Below are 18,956 nucleotides of genomic sequence, written 5' to 3'. Positions count from 1 at the left end.
TAGGCGCTACCCTCTCCAGCCACGGCAAACATGCGGCCGGAACCGCCGCCCGGCGACGACCGCCGGGTCAGCGCTCCGAGCGGAAGATCAGCACCAGGACCCGCAGGCCCAGCATGGCGCTGATCGCCAGCAGGTTGTACCCGAGGAGCTGGAGGAGGCCGACCCCGGGCGTGACGGCCGGCCCGCCCTCGGTGCCGAGCAGGAGGACGACCATGATCCCGGTGGTGGCCGCCAGGACGGTCAGCAGCACCTGGTGCAGCACCCCGGTGACGTAGCTCCGGTCGCGCTCGTCGGCGAAGAGCCGGACGTTCACCCCGAACCGGCCGTGCTCGGCGGCGCCGACGATCCGCTCCACCCGGCGGGGCAGGCGGCGCAGCATGGGCAGCAGGTGCAGCATCTCCTGCGCCGCGGCCTCCCGGATCCCCTCCGGGCCGCCCCGCTCGGCGAGGTGGCGGGCGGAGAAGGCCCGGGCCTCGGCGACGATGTCGAATCCGGGGGCGAGCCGCGCCAGCGTGCCCTCGACGGTGCCCAGCGCCCGGAAGACCGCCGCGACCTCGGGCGGCACCGACAGCCCGTGCGCGGAGACGACGCGGAACAGGTGCGAGAACATCCGCATGTCGGGGGCGGCTCCGGTGACCAGGTGACGGGCCATGAACCGGCCGAGGTCGCGCTCCAGCTCGCGTTCGTCGATCTCGTCGGGGCGCGCCACGACCTCCAGCAGGGCGTCGCTCACGCCCAGCGGGTCGCCCCGGTCCAGGGCGGCCAGCAGGCGCTGCAGCGCCCCGCGCAGCGCGGCGTCGAGCCGCCCCACCGAGCCGAAGTCCAGCAGTCCCAGCCGGCCGTCCTCCAGCAGCATGATGTTGCCGGGGTGGGGGTCGGCATGGAACACGCCGTGCACCATGATCTGGCGGAGCAGCGTCTCCAGCAGGGTCCTGGCGAGCCCCTGCCGGTCCGCCCCCTCCGGTACGGCGCCGCCGAAGGGGGTGCCCGCCAGCCGCTCCATCACCAGCATCCGCCGCGAGGACAGCTCCGGCCGGAGGACCGGGACGTGGACCGGTTCGCCCGCGGAGGCGGCGGCCACGGCGGCCATGTTGGCGCTCTCGATCCGGAAGTCGAGCTCCTCCCGCAGCGCCTCGGCGAACCCCCGGGCCAGCTCGCCCACGCCGAACGCCCGGCCCCAGCCGGTCCGCCGCTCCAGCGACCGGGCCAGGCGCGCCACGATGTCGAGGTCCTGCTCCACCGCGGCCGCGATCCCCGGGCGCTGGACCTTGACCACCACCTCCTCGCCGCCGGTCAGCCGCGCCCGGTGGACCTGCGCGATCGAGGCCGCCGCCAGGGGCTCGCGCTCGAACTCCGCGAACGCCTCCTCCACCGGTCCGCCGAGCTCGGCGACGAGCACCCGCTCGATCTCCGCCCAGGGGGCCGGGGCCGCCCGGTCCTGGAGCAGCCGCAGCTCCTCGACGAACTCCGGGGGCAGCAGGTCGCTCCGGGTGGACATGATCTGGCCGAGCTTGACGAAGGTGACGCCGGCCTCGTCGAGGGCCAGGCGCAGCGCCTCGGCGGTCCGGGCCCGGCCGGCCGGGGCGCTCGGGCCGGGGTCGCGCCCGCGCAGGTAGGGACCGAGGCCGTGCCGGATCAGGATGCGGGTGATCTGCAGGTAGCGCCGCGACCTGACCGCCCTGCGGCGTGCCGCCCGGACGAGCTCCAGCGGCCCCGGCAGCGAGCCGGGCGGCACCAGCGCCTCCGCGACGACCAGGAACACCAGCCCGGCGAGCAGCGCGCACAGCACCGCCAGGACGAAGAACCACAGCGGGGTGATGCCGGTGTCCGCGGGGTCCACGGTCCCGGCGAACGCCTGCATGAGCGGCCCGATGATGGCGATCACCAGCACCCCGGCCAGCAGCGTGCGGACCGCGCCGAAGCGCAGGCCGAGCACGCGCCGCGCGGCCACCGCGAATCCGGCCAGCATCACCGCGACCGTGGCCGCCAGGCCCACCACCACCAGGAAGTCCACCGGTCCCCGCCCGTCTTGATCACGATTCCCGGCGGCCAGACTAGCGAGTGGCGGAAATGCAGGTATACAGGCGAGGATGAGAACCTTGTTCCATCCGGGGCGAGGGTTCCGCCCGGGACACGGGTTCCGTGCTGGACCCGCATTCCACCCGGGACACGGACTCCACCCGGGACACGACGTCAGGCCCGGAACGCGGCGAGGAAGGCGGCACGCTCGACATGGCACAGATCGTCGGGGGCGGACGCCCGGTCAACGACGCCGAGCGGCGGGTCATCGCGCACCTGCGGGACAACGCGCCCGGCGACTGGCTGCTCCTGCACAACATCGAGGTGCCGCGCTCCGACGACTCCTTCGAGGTCGACCTGGTCGTGCTGACCGGTCACTCCCTGTGCGTCATCGACGTCAAGGGCACCCGGGGCCGGATCGAGGTGGCCGGGACCCGGTGGTTCCCGGAGCGGCGCAGCGCGTTCGGTTCGCCGGTGAGCAAGCTGCGGGGCAACGGGCGGGCGCTCAAGGGCCTGCTGATGCGGGCGCGCCGGGAGCTGGAGCGCGTCTACGTCGACAGCGTCGTCGTGCTGACCGGGGCCGACGCCGAGCTGGTCGACCCGGCCGGCCGCGACTCCCGGCACGTCACGGACCTGCCGGGGCTGATCGCGACGCTGGGCGACGCCTCCCGGGTCCGGCGCGGTTACAGCACCGACACCGGGCCGTACCGGACGGCGATCATCGAGGCGCTGAACGGGAGCGTCCGGCGCTCCACCGCGCCCCCGAGGTTCGGCAACTGGGAGGTGGAGGAGGAGCTCGGCGGGGACAACCGGGTCACCGAGTACCGCGCGGTCAACGCGACGGTGCGCGGCGGCGAGACGGTCCTGCTCCGGGTGTACCGGGCCGACCCGCTGGCCGAGGAGGGGCCGCGGGAGGCCGAGCGGCGGCTGATCACCAACGCCTACCAGGCCCTGACCCGGATCCCGCCGCACCCGTGCGTCGTCCGCTCCCGCGACTTCTTCGCCGTCGACGACGAGAGCCGGTTCGTGCTGGTCCTCGACGACGTGCACGGCCGCGCGCTCCACCTGCACCTGGGCGCCTCCGGGCGGCACGCGCCGCCCGCCGTGCAGCGGCTCGGCATGCTGGTGGGCATCGTGGAGGACATGCTGGACGGCCTGGCCCACGTGCACGCCAACAACGTGGTCCACCGGGCGCTCAGCCCCGCCTGCGTGCTCGTCGCGGAGGACGGGCGCGCGATGCTGACCGGGTTCGACTACGCCAAGCCCGGCCCGCGCGCGCACACCGTGGCCAACGAGCTGCCCAACGTGCTGGACACCCACTACACGGCCCCCGAGTGCCAGGCCAGGCCGGAGCTGATGACGGCGGCCTCCGACGTCTACGCGGCCGGGGTGATCGCCTTCCGGCTGCTCACCGGCGCGCTGCCGCCCGCGAGCCCGGACGCCGAACCCGCGCCGGGTGACGCCGCGCCCGGGATCGCGCCGGAGGTCATGGACCTGCTGCGCCGGATGCGCGACCACACGCCGGCCAAGCGCCCCTCCGCCGCCGAGGCCCTCGCCGACCTGCTGCGGGCCCGGGACGGGCTGGCCCCCGCACCCCGCGTACGGCCGGAGCCCGCCCGGCCGGGCCGGTTCCGGGAGGCGCTGCGCCGCATCTCGGGCAGGTCGGCATGAGGGTCCCGGACCGGCCGGGAGCCCCGGGGCTCAGCGCAGGAAGGCCGCCGCCACCCCCGAGTCGACCGGGACGTGCAGCCCCGTCGTGCGGCCCAGGTCGCCGCCGGTCAGCGCGAAGACGGCCGCCGCGACGTGCTCGGGCAGGACCTCGCGCTTGAGCAGGGTGCGCTGGGCGTAGAACTCGCCCAGTTTCTCCTCCTCCACCCCGTAGACCGCGGCCCGGTTGGCGCCCCAGCCGGAGGCGAAGATGCCCGAGCCGCGCACCACCCCGTCGGGGTTGACGCCGTTGACCCGGATGCCGTGCCCGCCCAGCTCGGCGGCGAGCAGCCGCACCTGGTGCGCCTGGTCGGCCTTGGCCGCGCCGTACGCCAGGTTGTTCGGGCCGGCGAAGACGGCGTTCTTGGAGGAGATGTAGACGATGTCGCCGCCCATCGCCTGGTCGATCATCACCCGGGCGGTCTCCCGCGAGACCAGGAAGGAACCGCGGGCCATCACGTCGTGCTGCAGGTCCCAGTCGGCGGCCGTGGTCTCCAGCAGCGACCGCGACAGCGAGAGGCCGGCGTTGTTGACGACCAGGTCCACGCCGCCGAAGGCCAGGACGGCCTGCCGTACCGCGGCGGCGACCTGCTCCTCGGAGGTGACGTCCATCTCCACGGCGACCGCGACGTCGCCCGCCCGGTGGGCCTTCGCGCCGAGCTCGGCGGCGACCTTCTCCGCGGCGACCGGGTCGCGGTCGGCGACCACCACGCACGCGCCCTCGGCGGCCAGCCGCCGGGCGGTGGCCGCGCCGATGCCCGAGCCGCCGCCGGTGACCAGCGCCACCCGGGCGGCCAGCGGCCTGGGCGCGGGCATCCGGCGGAGCTTGGCCTCCTCCAGCTCCCAGTACTCGATGCGGAACTTCTCGGACTCCTCGATCGGCGCGTACGACGACAGCGCCTCGGCGCCGCGCATCACGTTGATCGCGTTGACGTAGAACTCGCCGGCCACCCGGGCGGTCTGCTTGTCCCTGCCGAAGGAGAACATGCCGACCCCGGGCACCAGCACGATCGCCGGGTCGGCGCCGCGCATCGGCGGGGACGCCGGCGTGGCGTAGCGCTCGTAGTAGGCGGCGTAGTCCTCGCGGTAGGCGGCGTGCAGCTCGCGCAGGCGCGCCGCCGCCGCGTCGAGGGGCGCGTCGGCGGGCAGGTCGAGCACCAGCGGCCGGACCTTGGTGCGCAGGAAGTGGTCCGGACAGGAGGTGCCCAGCGCGGCCAGGCGGGGGTGCTCGGCGCGGGCCAGGAAGTCCAGCACCTCGGGGGTGTCGGTGTAGTGGCCGACCTGCGGGGCGTCGGTCGAGGCCAGACCGCGCACCAGCGGGAGCAGCGCGGCGGCGCGCTCGTGCCGGGCGGGCCCGGGCAGCGGCTCGCGGCCGGGCAGCACCGCGCCGAACGGGTCGGGACGGCCGTGCTCGGCGATGTACGCCTCGGCGGTACGGATGATCTCCAGCGAGTTGGCCTCGCACGCGGCGGAGGTGTCCCCCCAGGCGGTGATGCCGTGGCCGCCCAGGACGCAGCCGATCGCCCGCGGGTTGCCGGCCTTGACGGCGGCGATGTCGAGGCCGAGCTGGAAGCCGGGGCGCCGCCAGGGCACCCAGACCACCCGGTCGCCGAAGATCCGCCGGGTCAGCTCGGGGCCGTCGGCGGCGGTGGCGATCGCGATGCCCGCGTCGGGGTGCAGGTGGTCGACGTGGGCGGCGTCGACCAGGCCGTGCATCGCGGTGTCGATGCTGGGCGCGGCGCCGCCCCTGCCGAACGCGCAGTGGTCGAACGCGGCGACCATCTCGTCCTCGCGCTCGACCCCCGGGTAGACCCCGGCCAGGGCGCGCAGCCGGTCCAGGCGCAGTACGGCCAGGCCCGCCTCGCTCAGCGTGCCCAGGTCGCCGCCGGAGCCCTTGACCCACATCAGCTCCGTCTCCGAGCCCGTGACCGGGTCGGCGGCGGTGCCCTTGGCGGAGGTGTTGCCGCCCGCGTAGTTGGTGTTGCGCGGGTCGGCGCCGAGCGCGTGCGAGCGCCGCAGCAGTTCTTCGACCGGTGACGTCATGACGGTGTCCCCCAACGAGTCCTTCAACGAATCGTCCGTGTTCTCAAGGCCGTGTCCGCACGGCCGTCTTCTCAAGGCCGTGTCCGCACGGCCGTCTTCTCGAAGCCGTGTCCGCAGCCGTGTCCGCGAAGCCGTGTCCCCGGGGCGGAGCGGGCGCCTCGGCCGGACCCTCGTGGCGGGTTCCCGGCCGGGGCGCCCGGTGCTCACGCGCCCCAGCCGGCCTGCGTGCCGCCGACCCGCTCGGCGCAGACCCTCTCGAAGTAGCCCGACCGGGCGTAGGCGGCCATCGGGTCGGGCTCCAGGCCCGCCTCCGCGCGCAGCTCCGCCAGGAGCGGCCGCACGTCGGTGTTGTAGGCGTCCATCAGCACCGCGTTGGCGCCGAGCACGTCCCCGGCCGCCTGGGCGGCGGCCAGCGCGCCGGTGTCCACCAGCAGGGCCTTGGCCGTGGCCTCCTGCACGTTCATCACCGAGCGGATCTGACCGGCGATCTTCGGCTCGATGTTGTGGCACTGGTCGAGCATGAACGCCACGCCCGACTCCGGGCCGTACCCGCCGCCGCGGACCACCTCGAACATGATCCGGAAGAGCTGGAACGGGTCGGCCGAGCCGACCATCAGGTCGTCGTCGGCGTAGAAGCGGGAGTTGAAGTCGAAGCCGCCGAGCCTCCCCTCGCGCAGCAGGAACGCGACGATGAACTCGATGTTGGTGCCCGGCGCGTGGTGCCCGGTGTCCACGACGACCTGCGCCTTCTCCCCGAGCCGGACGCAGTGCGCGTAGGCGGTGCCCCAGTCGGGCACGTCGGTGGCGTAGAACGCCGGCTCGAACAGCTTGTACTCCAGCAGGAACCGCTGGCCCTCGCCGAGCCGGTCGTAGACCTCCGACAGGGCCTCGGCCAGCCGGTCCTGGCGGGCCCGCAGGTCGTCCTGACCGGGGTAGTTGATCCCGTCGGAGAACCAGAGCTTGAGCGTGTCGGAGCCGGTGGCGTCCATGACGTCCACGCACGCCAGCAGGTGGTCGGTCGCCTTGCGCCGGATCCGCGCGTCGGGGTTGGTGACGCTGCCCAGCCGGTAGTCGTCGTCCTGGAACACGTTGGAGTTGATCGCGCCGATCCGCAGGCCCAGGCCGGCGGCGTGCGCGGACAGCGCCGCGTAGTCGTCCACCTCGTCCCAGGGGATGTGCAGCGCCACGCTGGGCGCGATCCCGGTGAAGGCGTGCACCTGGGCGGCGTCGGCCAGCTTCTCGAACGGGTCGCGCGGCACCCCGGGCTGGGCGAACACCTTGAAGCGGGTGCCGGAGTTGCCGTACGCCCAGGAGGGGGTCTCGATGGCCTGCGCCCGCAGCGCGGCCTTGATGTCGGTGGTCATGTCTTCCCGATCAGTCCAGGTGGAACACTTCGTCGAGCGGGCTCATGCCCTCGTCCGGGCGCCCGTCGAGGGCTTCGAAGAACGGCGCCATCTCGGCCTGCCAGCGGGCGTTGACCCCGGTCGCGGCCATCGCCGCGCGGGCGGCCGCGAAGTCCTCGGTCTCCAGGTAGCCCACCAGCAGCCCGTCGAGGCGCAGGAACAGCGAGTAGTTGCGCCATCCCGACCGCCGCAGGGCGTCGAGCATCTCCGGCCACACCTCCCGGTGCCGCTCTCGGTACTCCTCCAGCCGCTCGGGCCGGACCTTCAGCAGGAAGCAGACGCGCTGCACACAGGCTCCAGTCTCCTCAAAACGTTTTAAGAGCTTCCAGGAAAGTACGGCGTGCGCACTCCCCTGTCAATGCGGTGAAATCGGTAATACGGTGCGAACTTCCATGGAATCGGACGGTAATCTGAGGTGACACGTTTTAAACAGCCGTCGGCCGGACCGGACGGCCTGGGGCGCCCGCGACCGCCGCACCCGCCGCCGGAGGGGGTCCACGGGGCGTCCGTGCTCCGTCCGGGGCACGGCGGTCACGGACGGGTCAGGGGGCGGTGATCCTGTCTCCGAGCAGGGCGAGGTTCTGGATGGCGGCCAGGCCGTACTGGGCGGCGTCGTTGGTGGAGACGAAGGGCGCCTCGGTGACCGGCATGAGCACCGCCGGGCCGCGGACCTCGGTCAGCCGCCAGTCGCGCTCGCGCTGCAGCGGGTTGACGTTGAGCCGGTCGCCCTCGTCCCGGAAGAACGCGCGCCAGGCCAGCCGGGCGAGCTCCGCGTCGCCGGTGCGCGCCGCGGCGTAGGCGGCGAGCCTGCTGTGCGCCTGGACGAGCGAGACGCCCTCCAGTGCCCGGCCCAGCTCGGCGGCCTGCCGCTCGGCCCCGGCGAGGTAGAGCCGGCAGTAGTCCAGCCAGGCCTCCTCGAAGCCGGGCACGCCCAGGTCCAGGTCGATCAGCTCGGCGCAGACCTCCGCCAGCCCGAACACCGCCGACAGGTGGGAGACCTCGACGGCCTCCCGGGTGGTGTCGAACCGCCCGGTCGCCAGGTCCAGGCGGGCCTCCCCGGTGAGGAAGCCGTGCCGCAGCGCCGCGATGTCCGCCATCGTGCCCAGCAGCCGGTCCCGGGCCCGCTCGTCGCCGTGCCGCTCCCAGCGGGTGAGCCAGGCCGCGGCCAGCGCCCCCCAGTCCACGCCGAGCCCCACCGCCAGGGCGGCGGGATCAGGGGTGTAGGCGTCCCGGCGGACCTTGCGCAGCGGGTCGACGGCCAGGAACGTCTCCTCGGGCGCGGCGAGCTCGTCGAGCAGGTCCCCGGTGCGCTCGTCGGCGGTCAGGTAGAAGAAGAAGCGCCGGTAGACGGCGCTGGAGACGCGCAGCTGCTTGCAGCTGCACCCCCAGTGCTGCACGTTGTGCCGGGACCCCAGACCCTTCCACCGGCCCAGGTGGTGGACGTCCACCTCGCCGGTGTGCCGGGTCATCGCCTCGGCGAACCGGAAGACGTCGGCCCGCCCGGTGCGCAGATACTGGTACCACAGCCACAGGTCCGGCGAGAGCTCGGAGTTGTCCCAGGCGTAGCCGCCCACGTCGTAGCGCCAGGTGTGCCGGTCGGGGTCGTAGGCGTGCATGACGTCGCCGTAGTCCCAGAACCCGTACCACCGGCGCTCCTCGCGCTGGCGCACGTAGAAGTCGAACAGGAAGTCCAGCCGGTCCTCGATCGCCGCGGCGGCCGGGTCCGACCGGTCCGGCGGCGACCAGACGCCGAACACGCCCGCCGCGCGCAGCCGCTCGGGCGCGGCGGCGAGCAGGCCGGGGGCCTGCAGCAGCGCGGCGTGCTCGGCCAGCTCCGCGGCCGGCGGGGTGGCCGGATGGACCCGCAGGGTCAGCTCGTGGGTGCGGGCGACGCCGTGCGGGTCGCCGAAGCCCGGCTCGTGGTCCTCGTAGGTGATCTCCAGGCCCTCGAGCTGCCCGGCGTGGGTGTCCTGGCCCATCCCGTCGTGCCAGAAGCGCAGGTCCATCGGGGGCGCGCCGGGCGACCAGAGCCAGACCGTGACCTCGGCGGCCTCCCCCGCCCCCACGGCGGCGCCGCGCACGTCCAGCCGGGTGGGGTGCAGCCGCCAGAAGTCGCGCAGGCCGAAGCCCAGGCCGCCGCTCACGCCTCCGACGTAGCCGTAGCCCTCCGACCTGGTGCCCGCCGGGACGGTGACCCAGGCGTGCCCGGGCGCGGTGCGCTTGCGCAGGGTGAAGCCGTCGGCGCTGCTCTGCTCCAGGGTGTGGTCGTTCCAGACGGGGATCAGGTGCAGCCGCCCGGCCACCTCCGGGTTCCCGATCTCCCCGACCGGCCGGCCCTCGGTCTGCGCCCGCCGTACGGCCTCGCCCGGATCGCGGCGCAGGCCGGTCAGGCCCCGGACGGCCTCGGTGAGGAAGCCCTCCGCCCCGGCCAGCCGGACGTGCCGGTCGTGCGGCTCGTCGCGCATGACCACCTCGGCGCGCAGGCCCAGTCCGGCGAGGAAGTCGGCGGAGGCGTCGCCGTCCCAGACGAAGCTGTGCACGACGCGCACGTCCGGCGCCCCGGCGTGGAAGTACAGGCGCACCGTGAAGGGCAGCCAGGACCTCCCGCCCGCCTCGACGTGCCGGCCCTCCAGCCGCACCACCGCGCGCACCGGGCCGTCCTGCTCGACGGCGACCGCCGAGACGACGCCGGCGGCCGGTTCGCGGACGCGCGAGCCGTCCTCGTCGGGGGTGTCCTGGCGGAGGCTGACCAGGCGCACCCCGCGCACGATCTCGGTGCCGCCGTACGCGACGGAGGCGATCAGGTCCGTCCCGCCCGCCCCGGGCAGGGTCCAGGCGACCGGTCCGGTGGCGACCCGCAGCCCGTCGCCGTCGCGGGTGACGGTCACCGGGTCGTCCGGTGCGGCGGGCTCGGCGCCGGGGACCAGCTCGTAGGACTCGGCGGGTACGGCCTGCGGCCCGATGGCGTGGGCCGACCACTTGACCGAGCCGTCGGGCCAGGTCGCGGTGGTCCAGCTCTGCACCGGGGTGCCGTCGGCGAGCGCGAAGGGGACCCCGGGCCGCAGCGCACCGCGCGGCCAGGGCACTCCCCAGGTCACGCCCTGCCGGCACGGCCGCTCCAGCCAGCGCAGCACCGTCGCTCCCCCGGCCCCCTCCGCTCCGGCCGCGGCGTCTCCGGCCGCCTCCGCGCCTCCGGGTGCGGCCCGTCCGGCCGCCGCCTCCGCGGCCGTCACTCCTTCACCGACCCGATCAGCACGCCCTTGGCGAAGTGCTTCTGCAGGAAGGGGTAGAAGAACAGGATCGGGAGCGTCGCGATGACGACGACCGCGAACTTCAGGCCCTCGGCCGGGAAGAAGACCGAGTCCAGCTGGGCGAGCGCGTTCTCGGCGTCGGCGCTGGTGAACTGCCGGACCAGCACCTGCAGCGTCCACTTGCTGGAGTCGTCGATGTACAGCAGCGGCGACATGTAGTCGTTCCAGATGCCCACCGCGTAGAACAGCGAGAACGTCGCGATGACCGGCTTGGAGAGCGGAAGGACGATCTTGAAGAAGACGCCCAGCTCGCTGCAGCCGTCGATGCGCGCCGCCTCCTCCAGGGCCTGCGGCAGCTCCTGGAAGAAGCTCTTGACGATGATCAGATAGAAGGGGTTGATCGCCAGTGGGAGGATGAGCGCCCAGTAGCTGTCGAGCAGCCCCAGGTCGCGGACGACCAGGTAGGTGGGGATCATGCCGCCGCCGAAGACGATCGTGAAGATGACCAGGTTCAGCACCAGCGTGCGGCCCGGCAGGTACCGCTTGGCCAGCGGATAGGCCATGGTGAGCGTCAGCATGAGCTGGACCGCCGTGCCGACCGCCGTCACGCAGATCGTGGTGATCAGGGCGCGCACGAAGGTGTCGGTGCCGAAGATGTAGGCGTAGGTGTCGGTGACGAACTTCTCCGGCCAGAGGAAGAACGGCCGGGTGGCGATCTCCGACTCGGTGGCGAACGATCCGGCCAGGACGTACAGCAGCGGCAGGATCATGATCAGGGCCAGGCCCGTGAGCAGCAGGATGTTGAGCGCGTCGAACACCCGGCTGCCGAACGACTTGTAGTGGTTGACGGACATCGCCGGCGCTCCCTAGAACAGTCCGCGCTGGCCCAGGCGCTTGGCCAGCCAGTTGGAGCCGAAGATCAGCACGGCGCCGGCCACGCCCTTGAACAGGCCGACGGCGGTGGAGTAGCTGAAGGCGCCCTGGGTGATGCCGATGTAGTAGACGTAGGTGTCGAACACGTCGGCGACCGAGCGGTTCAGCGAGTTGGTCATCAGCCAGATCTGCTCGAAGCTGGCGTCGAGCAGGTTGCCCGAGGTGAGGATGGCCATGACCACGATCGTGGGGCGGATGGCCGGCAGCGTGATGTGCCAGAACTGCCGCCGGCGCCCCGCGCCGTCCATGCGGGCCGCCTCGTAGAGGTTCGGGTCCACGCCGGCCAGCGCGGCCAGGTAGATGATCGTGCCCCAGCCGGTCGCCTTCCACAGCGTCTGCGCGATGATGATCGGCCGGAACCAGTCCGGCTGCGCCACGTAGTCGACTCTGGGGCCGCCGACCAGGTCGTGCACGAACTGGGCGATCACTCCGAAGTCCACCGCGAGCAGCAGGTAGGTCAGGGACGCGACGATCGCCCAGGACAGGAAGTGCGGGATGTAGATGAGCGACTGGATCGAGCGCTTGAGCACGTTGACCCGGAGCTCGTTGAGCATCAGGGCGACGATGATGGGGGCGGGGAAGACGAAGAGCACCGTCAGCACCGCGAGGAAGAGCGTGTTGAACATCAGGCGGCCGAAGTCGGGCCCGGTGAACAGCGCCTCGAAGTGCTTGAGGCCGACCCACTCGCTGCCGGAGTAGCCGAGGAAGGGCACGAAGTCCTGGAACGCGATCGTCAGGCCGTACATCGGCAGGTATTTGAAGACCGCGAAGTAGACCAGGCCCGGGACGAGCATCAGGTACAGCCAGCGGTAGCGCGGCAGTGCCGTGCGGAGCGGCACCTTGCCGGAACCGCGCCCCGGCTCGGGGGCCGCCTTCACGGGAGGCTTCGCCAGGTCGGTGGCCAAAGCGGCCTCCTTTCTCTCAGGAGGGGCCCGGTGGTCGCACCGGGCCCCTCGGAATCAGCTCGGAATCGGCTCAGGAGCAGCGCAGGATCGGCTGAGGCCTGCTCCGACCCGTCCAGGCCGGACCGCACCGGCTCAGTTGCCGCCGAGCTTGGCGTGCAGGTCGTTGATCTCCGCGACGACCTGGTCGCCGCCGCTCTCGTGCCAGCGCTTGACCTCGGCCCGCAGCTGCTCCTCGGTGATCTCGCCGGCCAGGAACTTCACCCGGGCGTCGGAGACGATCGGGTCGAGGACCGCGCCCTTGCTGACGTAGGCGGGCGAGACGATCGGCAGGGCGGGGTTGTGCACGGCCGTCTGCAGGTCGAGCTCCACCAGCTCCTTGCGGATCCTGAGGTTCTCCCGCTCGGCCTCGTTGGTCGGCATCTGCTCGTAGACGCCCATGCCGATGGTGGCCCAGGTGCCGAGCTGGATGAAGGCGAAGTCGACGTCGTTGTTGATGGTCTTGACCGCCGGGTCGGTGTCGTTGATCGGCACGTCGAAGCCGTTCTCCAGCTTGAAGTTGCGCCCCTCGATGCCGTTGGCCAGCAGGGCCTGGCCCTCCTTGGTGGCCAGCCGGTCCAGTGACTTCAGCACGTCGTCGAGCTCGGCCTCGGTGCGCACGCTCTGCTTGGAGATGGCCAGGAAGCCGTTGTAGCCGTCGAAGGGCTGGGAGAACTTCTGGCCGTCGGAGCGCTTCAGGTTGCCGCCCATGGCGAGCTTGTCGCCGTAGTTCTCCGGGTCCTGCTCCTTGAGCAGGCCGTACATCTGGCTGGCGCGGACGTTGACGTCGATGATGATGCCGCCCTTGCCCTGGTAGAACGGGTCGTTCCACTTGCCCGAGTCGAGGGTGGCGAAGTCGGGGTTGACCAGGCCCTCGTCGACCAGCTTCTTCAGCCACCGGTTGGCGGTGTAGAACTCCTCGGTGTCGAAGGCCGGCGTGAGCTTCCCGCCGCGGTCGCCGTAGCAGTTGGGGGCGCCGAACCAGGTCTCGATCACGTTGTACGGGCTGGAGCTGCAGAAGACCGGGGTGGGCCACTTGGGGATGATCAGCCCGTAGGTGTCCTTCTTGCCGTTGCCGTCCGGGTCCTTCTCGGTGAAGGCCTTGGCGACCTCGTAGAGCTCGTCGACGGTCTCGGGCACCTTCAGGTCGAGCCTGTCCAGCCAGTCCTTGCGGTAGAGCACGGCCGAGCGGAGCAGCGGGCGGACCCGGTAGATGCCGAAGACCTTGCCGTTGATCGAGGCGTTGAGCTCGGACTGCTCGGACTTGGCCTTCAGGTTCGGGTACTTGTCCAGCTTGTCGGTGAGCTCCCAGAACGCCCCGGCCTGCGCGGCCTGCACGAACGCGGCGGTCTTGCTCTGCACGACCATGACCTGGGGGATCTTGTCGGAGGCGAGCACCACGTTGGTCTTGTCGCCGTACTCGGCGTTCGGCACCCAGCTGATCTTGAGCTTCTTGCCGACGACCTTCTCGACCGCCTGCTGCACCTCGCCCTTGGGGTCGGGGGCGGTGCCGAACAGCGGGACCATCATGGTCAGCTCGTTGCTCGCGGCCTGCTGTCCCGCGTCGTCACTGCCGCAGGCGGCGGCGAGCAGGGCCGTGGTGAGTGCGACCGTTCCGGCGAGGAGCCGGCGGGGGGTGGTTTTCATCGGTTGCCTTTCGGGTGCAGGTACGCCTCGTTCTCTTCGAAGAAGCGCAGGCAGAGCCAGGTGTTCAGCTGGATCCAGGCGCCGGCGCCGAGCACGAGGGCCAGGACCGGGAGGGTCGCGGCCGCGAACACCACCGCGGAGAGGGTGAACAGCAGCAGGACCGTGGACGCGGGGCGGGCGAGCACCAGCCGCGACGCCCTGGGCAGGCAGGCGAGCGGCGGCAGGTCGTAGTGGACGTACATCGGCAGCAGGTAGGCGGTGACGGCGGCCAGCGCGACCAGCGCCGCGAGGGTCGCCGTCCGGAGCGGTCCCGCCCCCGGCCCGAGGGCGGAGAAGTACAGCTGGTTGCCGGCCAGGACGCCGGCCGCCGCGATCGGCGGGAGCACCAGCAGCGAGCCGCGGAGGAACTCCCGCCGGTAGACGGCCGCGAACTCCCGCCACAGCGGGAACGACTCGTACCTGGCGTGCCGGCGGGCCAGCGTGTAGGCCGCGACGGTCGCCGGGCCGACGCCCAGGACCACTCCGCCGGCGAGCGTGAAGGCGATCCAGGCGAGGTTGAGCCTGGCCGCCCAGAGCAGCTCGTCGCAGGCCGCGTGGAGCCTGATCGGCCAGGCGGTCATCGTGCACCGCCGGACGCGTCGCGCGGAGTGAGGTGTCGCACCGGATTTCCCGTTCTGTTAAAGAAAGGATTCTTTTCTCAACAAAAAGCGAACAATCGTGACGAGAAGTGTGAAAAGTAGTGCTGTCTTTACCGGGATGTCAATGAGGCGAGACCCGCAGGTTCGCGTACTCCCCGATCATCGGGGCCATCTGCCGGAAGCCGATCCTCCCTCCGCGCAGCGGGTCCTCGTCCCGCCAGCGGAACGAGACCACCCCGCCGATCGCGAAGGTGATCTCACCTCGGTGCACGGTCAGGCGCACGGGGTAGGGGCCCTGGGCGTCCAGCACCGCCGGGAGCGGGTCGGCGCCCTGCGCGACGAGGTGGAAGCCGTGGCTCTTGCGCAGGTTGCAGGTGTGCAGCCGGCGCTCGGAGGGCCACATGCGGCGGAAGTAGGACACGTGGTAGGCGTCCAGGTCGCCGTGGTGGTACTGCTCGTAGGGGCCGGTCCGCGGCGCGAGGTCGAACAGGTCCTCGCCCCGCCTGCCCCTGGCGTGGAAGAACAGGATGCACAGGCCCGGCTCGTGGACGGGCCAGAAGTCCCATTCGACGGTGAGGTCCGCCGGGAAGTCCTCGGGACACCACAGGACGATGTTGGCGTCCTGCCCGTCCTGCGGGGGGCGGAGGCTCTCCAGGCGCATCCTGCCCCGGGGGAACGTGATCGCACCCTCCCCTTCCAGGCGGAACCCGTCAAGGTCCGCGGGCGAGGCGAGGGGGTTGCGGTACGGCATGCCGTCGTCTCTCCTGTCTGCAGTCGTCCGTCACGGCGGCGTCCGTCCCGCGGCCGTGCCTCCGGCTCGCCCGCTCACGCGTCCTCCTTCGCCGGTTGCGTGCGCGGCACCGCCGCGACCGGCCCGCCCTCGCGGACCACGCCGACGCCCCCGGCGGGGACCGTCAGCGCGCCGTCCACCGGCTCGCCGCCCGGCAGGGCGGTTCCGGTGGCCGCGACGACCGCCTCGGCGCCGGTGTGGTTGACCGCGAACAGGTAGGACCGGCCGTCGGGGTGCGAGCGCCGGACGACCTCGACCCCGGGCGGGGTCACGGCGACCGGCTCCACCCCCGCCTCGGCGAGGGCCGCGGCGAGCACGGCGGCCAGGGCGGCGTCGTCGAGCCGGGTGGTCAGGTAGTGGGCCGCTCCCGCGCCCCACGCGTTGCGAGTCCAGGCGGGCGAGCCGGCCAGCGGCCCGTCCGCGTAGGCGTCGAGCGTCTCGGCGGTCGTGGCCCGGGCCGCCTCGCTCCAGCTCCGGCCGGTCCCGCCGCCGGTCAACCGGAGCGGCCGGTCCGGCGGGAGCGGGAAGAACTCCTCGGTCGTCACACCGAGCAGCTCCCGCCACGCCCCCGGGTAACCGCCGAGCCGGACCCGGTCGCACTCGTCCACGATCCCGCTGTACGGCCCGGCCACCACGGTCCCGCCCCGCCGCGCGAACTCCGCCACGTTCGCCGCCCCGGCGTCGCCGACCAGGTAGAGCGCGGGGACCAGCACCAGGCGGTAGCCGGACAGGTCCGCCTCGGGGCGGGCCAGGTCGCAGGTGACCCCGGCCCGCCACAGCGCCGCGTGCCAGCGCTTGGCCTCCTCGACCGGATCCAGGTCGGCGGTGGGCTGGGCGGGGTGGTCCTGGGCCCAGACGCTCGCGTAGTCGAGCAGGATCACCGCGTCGGCGCGGACCGTGCTCCCGGCCACCTCCGCCAGACCGGCCAGCTCGGCGCCGAGCGCGGCCGTCTCCCGCCAGATCTTGGTCTCGGTGCCCGCGTGCGGCAGCATCGCCGAGTGCCACTTCTCGGCCCCGGCCCGCGAGGCCCGCCACTGGAAGAACATGATCGCGTCGGCGCCCCGGGCCAGGTGGGCCAGGGAGTTGCGGCGCAGCTCGCCGGGGGTCTTGGCCAGGTTGCGGCCCTGCCAGTTGACCGCGCTGGTGGAGTGCTCCATCAGCAGCCACGGGCGGCCCCCGCCCAGGGAGCGGGTGAGGTCCGCGGCGAAGGCCAGGTCGATGTGCGGGTCGGCGCGCTCGCCGGCCAGGTAGTGGTCGGTGGCGACCACGTCCAGCTCGGCGGCGAAGTCCCAGCAGTCCATCTCCCAGTGCACGCCGGCCATCAGGTTGGTGGTCGCGGGCACCCGGGGGGTGATCTTCCTGAGTAGGTCGCGCTCGGCGGTGTAGAGCCCGACCAGGGTGTCGGAGCTGAACCGGTGGAAGTCGAGCTGCTGGCCGGGGTTGGCGAAGGTCGGGGTCGCGCGGGGCGTCAGGATCTGGTCCCAGTCCCCGTAGCGCTGGGACCAGAACGCCGTCCCCCAGGCGTCGTTGAGCGCCTCCAGCGTGCCGTACCGCTCGCGCAGCCAGCCGCGGAACGCCTCGGCGGAGACGTCGCAGTGACAGCGGGCGTTGTGGCAGCCGTACTCGTTGTGCACGTGCCACAGGGCCAGCGCCGGGTGGTCGGCGTAACGCAGGGCGAGCCGCTCGGCGATCTCCAGGGCCTTGGCCCGGTAGACCGGCGAGCTGGGGCAGAAGCCCTGGCGGCTCCCGTGGTGCAGCCGGCGCCCGTCGGCGTCCACCGGCAGGGCCTCGGGGTAGGTGTGGCCGAACCACGGCGGCGGGGCGGCGGTCGGGGTGGCCAGGCAGGCCTCGATGCCCGCGCCGGCCAGCAGGTCCAGGACCCGGTCGAACCAGCCGAACTCGAAGACGCCCTCGGCGGGCTCCAGCATCGACCAGGCGAAGATCCCGACGCTCACCCGGGTGACCCCGGCCTCGCGCATCAGCGCGACGTCCTGCGCCCAGGTCTCCTCGGGCCACTGCTCGGGGTTCCAGTCCCCGCCGTAGGCGATACCGCCGCGCACGCCGCCCACCGCCCTTCACATCACAACCGCCGCATGGGTGTTATCGCTCACACGAACCCGTCACATCCGCTTAACCGGGGATTAAAACGTTCCCCTACCTAGCGCACAAGACCCCTTTCTCCGCGCCCCGGCCCGCGCCACCCGGCGCGCCCGCGCGACGGCACCGCATCGGAAAGCGTTTTCCCAGGCAGGACCGGTGATCCGCGGATCCGTCGGCGCCTCCCCCTCCCGCCCGGGTTACCCGAACGTTACAGATCGGCGGGGCGCCGCCGCCCCGGTCCGCCGCCCTGCGGGGAAGAACGTTTCAATCCCCGGCGCTCCGCCCGCACCCGCCGCTCACAGCCCCAGACCGCCGTCGAGCCGGTGGTAGAAGGGGCTGTCCGGGGTGATCTCCTCCCGGCGCACGGGGCGGCCGGTCAGCGCCGAGGCGTACAGCCCGGTGACGAACTCCATCGCCCGCCGGCCGTCGGCCCCGCTCGCGGGCGGGCGCTCCCCGCGCGCGAAGGCGTCGAGCACCGTGCCGAGCTGCGCCCCGTGCCCGCTCGGCACGTCCCGGGGCGGGGCCCACAGCGGTGAGGTCGACGTCCAGTCCTCGTTGCGGTGGCCGTACAGGTGGCGCAGCTCGACCGTGCCGCCGGTGAAGTCGAAGCGCAGGTGGCTCTCCTGGCGGGGGGAGAGCACACTGGTGACCACGCTCGCCATCGCGCCGCTCGCGAACCGCACCGCCGCCATCGAGACGTCCTCGGTCTCGATGGGCCGGTCCAGCCGCCCGGCCATCGCGCGGATCTCCGCCCAGTCGCCGAGCACCGAGAGCATCAGGTCCATCTGGTGGATGCCGTGCAGCACGGTCGTGCCGCCGCCCTCGGTCTCCCACCGGCCGCGGTACGGCACGGCGTAGTAGTCCTCACCGCGGTGCCAGGCGGTGGTGCACAGGCCCACCAGCGGGCGGCCGAGCGCCCCGGATCCGGCCAGCTCGCGCAGGTGCTCGGCCCCGGAGCCGAAGCGCTGCTGGTAGACGACCGTCAGGTAGGGGCCGCCCGCGGCCTCGGAACCCTCGGCCGCCTGGATCCGGTCGTACTCGGCCAGCGAGCGGCACAGCGGCTTCTCGCACCACACCCAGGCCCCGGCCTCCAGGCACTCGGTCACCTGGTCGGCGTGCAGGTGCGGCGGGGTGCAGACGAGCACCAGGTCGGGCCGCTCGGCCTCCAGCATCCCGGTCAGGCCGGTGTGGACGGCCGGGATCCCGTGCTCGGCGGCGAACGCCCGCGCCCTGTCCCCGTCGACGTCGACCACCGCCACCGGCTCGACGCGGTCCCGGTGGGCGTGGAGGGCGGGGATGTGCCCGTGCGCGGCGACGGCGCCCGCGCCCACGATGGCGGCTCGGATCATGAGACGACCTCGCATGTAGAACGTTTTACTGACAGCCGGGGACGCTAGGACGGCTTTTCACGGGATGTCAACGCCCACCGCGTGCTCCACCGGGGGCCGCGACTGGCGCCCGGAGCGTTGGTACGTTTTAATCAG

At 72.8% G+C, this 18,956-nt stretch carries 13 protein-coding genes; 1 reads left to right on the top strand and 12 read right to left on the bottom strand.

Features of this window, described 5'->3' with window-relative positions; all coding sequences use genetic code 11:
• Nucleotides 1-67 precede the first annotated feature (67 nt).
• Entirely contained in the window at nt 68-2,014 is a 1,947-nt protein-coding gene (locus tag IEZ06_RS06815) for an ABC1 kinase family protein (protein ID WP_229797842.1), read from the bottom strand.
• Nucleotides 2,015-2,232: 218 nt separating this feature from the next.
• Here IEZ06_RS06815 and mads6 point away from each other — a divergent pair, with 218 nt between their 5' ends.
• On the top strand, nt 2,233-3,690 hold the full coding sequence (gene mads6 / locus IEZ06_RS06810; RefSeq protein WP_189235783.1) for a methylation-associated defense system protein kinase MAD6: 1,458 nt from the start codon (nt 2,233-2,235) through the stop codon (nt 3,688-3,690).
• Between the two features lie 30 nt (nt 3,691-3,720).
• Here the strand turns inward: mads6 and IEZ06_RS06805 are convergent, their stop codons facing one another.
• The 11 genes from IEZ06_RS06805 to IEZ06_RS06755 all read right to left on the bottom strand — a co-directional run bounded on the left by IEZ06_RS06805 (nt 3,721) and on the right by IEZ06_RS06755 (nt 18,821).
• On the bottom strand, nt 3,721-5,769 hold the full coding sequence (locus IEZ06_RS06805; RefSeq protein ID WP_189235782.1) for a bifunctional aldolase/short-chain dehydrogenase: 2,049 nt from the start codon (nt 5,767-5,769) through the stop codon (nt 3,721-3,723).
• A gap of 203 nt (nt 5,770-5,972) precedes the next feature.
• Nucleotides 5,973-7,133: an L-rhamnose isomerase gene (gene rhaI, locus IEZ06_RS06800; protein WP_189235781.1), complete on the bottom strand. Its 1,161-nt coding sequence runs from the start codon at nt 7,131-7,133 to the stop codon at nt 5,973-5,975.
• Nucleotides 7,134-7,143: 10 nt separating this feature from the next.
• Entirely contained in the window at nt 7,144-7,461 is a 318-nt protein-coding gene (locus tag IEZ06_RS06795; RefSeq protein ID WP_189235780.1) for an L-rhamnose mutarotase, read from the bottom strand.
• Between the two features lie 253 nt (nt 7,462-7,714).
• Nucleotides 7,715-10,405, bottom strand: coding sequence for an exo-rhamnogalacturonan lyase family protein (locus IEZ06_RS06790; protein ID WP_229797841.1), 2,691 nt, complete (start codon nt 10,403-10,405; stop codon nt 7,715-7,717).
• Nucleotides 10,402-11,277 (bottom strand): carbohydrate ABC transporter permease, encoded by an 876-nt coding sequence (locus IEZ06_RS06785; RefSeq protein WP_189235779.1) that lies wholly within the window; start codon nt 11,275-11,277, stop codon nt 10,402-10,404. The genes IEZ06_RS06790 and IEZ06_RS06785 overlap by 4 nt, the downstream gene beginning before the upstream one ends.
• Nucleotides 11,278-11,289: 12 nt before the next feature.
• On the bottom strand, nt 11,290-12,261 hold the full coding sequence (locus IEZ06_RS06780) for an ABC transporter permease (protein ID WP_203871754.1): 972 nt from the start codon (nt 12,259-12,261) through the stop codon (nt 11,290-11,292).
• Between the two features lie 132 nt (nt 12,262-12,393).
• Nucleotides 12,394-13,944, bottom strand: coding sequence for an extracellular solute-binding protein (locus IEZ06_RS06775; RefSeq protein WP_229797840.1), 1,551 nt, complete (start codon nt 13,942-13,944; stop codon nt 12,394-12,396).
• Entirely contained in the window at nt 13,941-14,564 is a 624-nt protein-coding gene (locus IEZ06_RS06770) for a YesL family protein (RefSeq protein WP_189235778.1), read from the bottom strand. Before IEZ06_RS06770 ends, IEZ06_RS06775 begins: the two co-directional genes overlap by 4 nt.
• 139 nt (nt 14,565-14,703) lie before the next feature.
• On the bottom strand, nt 14,704-15,333 hold the full coding sequence (locus IEZ06_RS06765; RefSeq protein WP_189235777.1) for a DUF1961 family protein: 630 nt from the start codon (nt 15,331-15,333) through the stop codon (nt 14,704-14,706).
• A 74-nt stretch (nt 15,334-15,407) separates the two neighbouring features.
• The gene (locus IEZ06_RS06760; protein ID WP_203871755.1) at nt 15,408-17,432 is read right to left on the bottom strand and encodes a beta-galactosidase; all 2,025 of its coding nucleotides are present in this window, start codon (nt 17,430-17,432) and stop codon (nt 15,408-15,410) included.
• A 336-nt stretch (nt 17,433-17,768) separates the two neighbouring features.
• Entirely contained in the window at nt 17,769-18,821 is a 1,053-nt protein-coding gene (locus tag IEZ06_RS06755; RefSeq protein WP_189235775.1) for a Gfo/Idh/MocA family protein, read from the bottom strand.
• Nucleotides 18,822-18,956 lie beyond the last annotated feature (135 nt).

Origin of the sequence: Planomonospora antibiotica (assembly GCF_014647955.1) — a bacterium.
GTDB classification, from domain to species: Bacteria; Actinomycetota; Actinomycetes; order Streptosporangiales; family Streptosporangiaceae; genus Planomonospora; species Planomonospora parontospora.
Note: the sequence above shows the minus strand (reverse complement) of the source record. Positions and strands in the feature narration are given on the sequence as shown.

Bases quoted from the DNA above. Each gene is read 5' to 3' on its own strand.
- rhaI (WP_189235781.1), bottom strand. From the start codon at position 7,133: ATGACCACCGACATCAAGGCCGCGCTGCGGGCGCAGGCCATCGAGACC.
- IEZ06_RS06775 (WP_229797840.1), bottom strand. From the start codon at position 13,944: ATGAAAACCACCCCCCGCCGGCTCCTCGCCGGAACGGTCGCACTCACC.
- IEZ06_RS06785 (WP_189235779.1), bottom strand. From the start codon at position 11,277: ATGTCCGTCAACCACTACAAGTCGTTCGGCAGCCGGGTGTTCGACGCG.
- IEZ06_RS06755 (WP_189235775.1), bottom strand. From the start codon at position 18,821: ATGATCCGAGCCGCCATCGTGGGCGCGGGCGCCGTCGCCGCGCACGGG.
- IEZ06_RS06805 (WP_189235782.1), bottom strand. From the start codon at position 5,769: ATGACGTCACCGGTCGAAGAACTGCTGCGGCGCTCGCACGCGCTCGGC.
- IEZ06_RS06770 (WP_189235778.1), bottom strand. From the start codon at position 14,564: ATGACCGCCTGGCCGATCAGGCTCCACGCGGCCTGCGACGAGCTGCTC.
- IEZ06_RS06765 (WP_189235777.1), bottom strand. From the start codon at position 15,333: ATGCCGTACCGCAACCCCCTCGCCTCGCCCGCGGACCTTGACGGGTTC.
- mads6 (WP_189235783.1), top strand. From the start codon at position 2,233: ATGGCACAGATCGTCGGGGGCGGACGCCCGGTCAACGACGCCGAGCGG.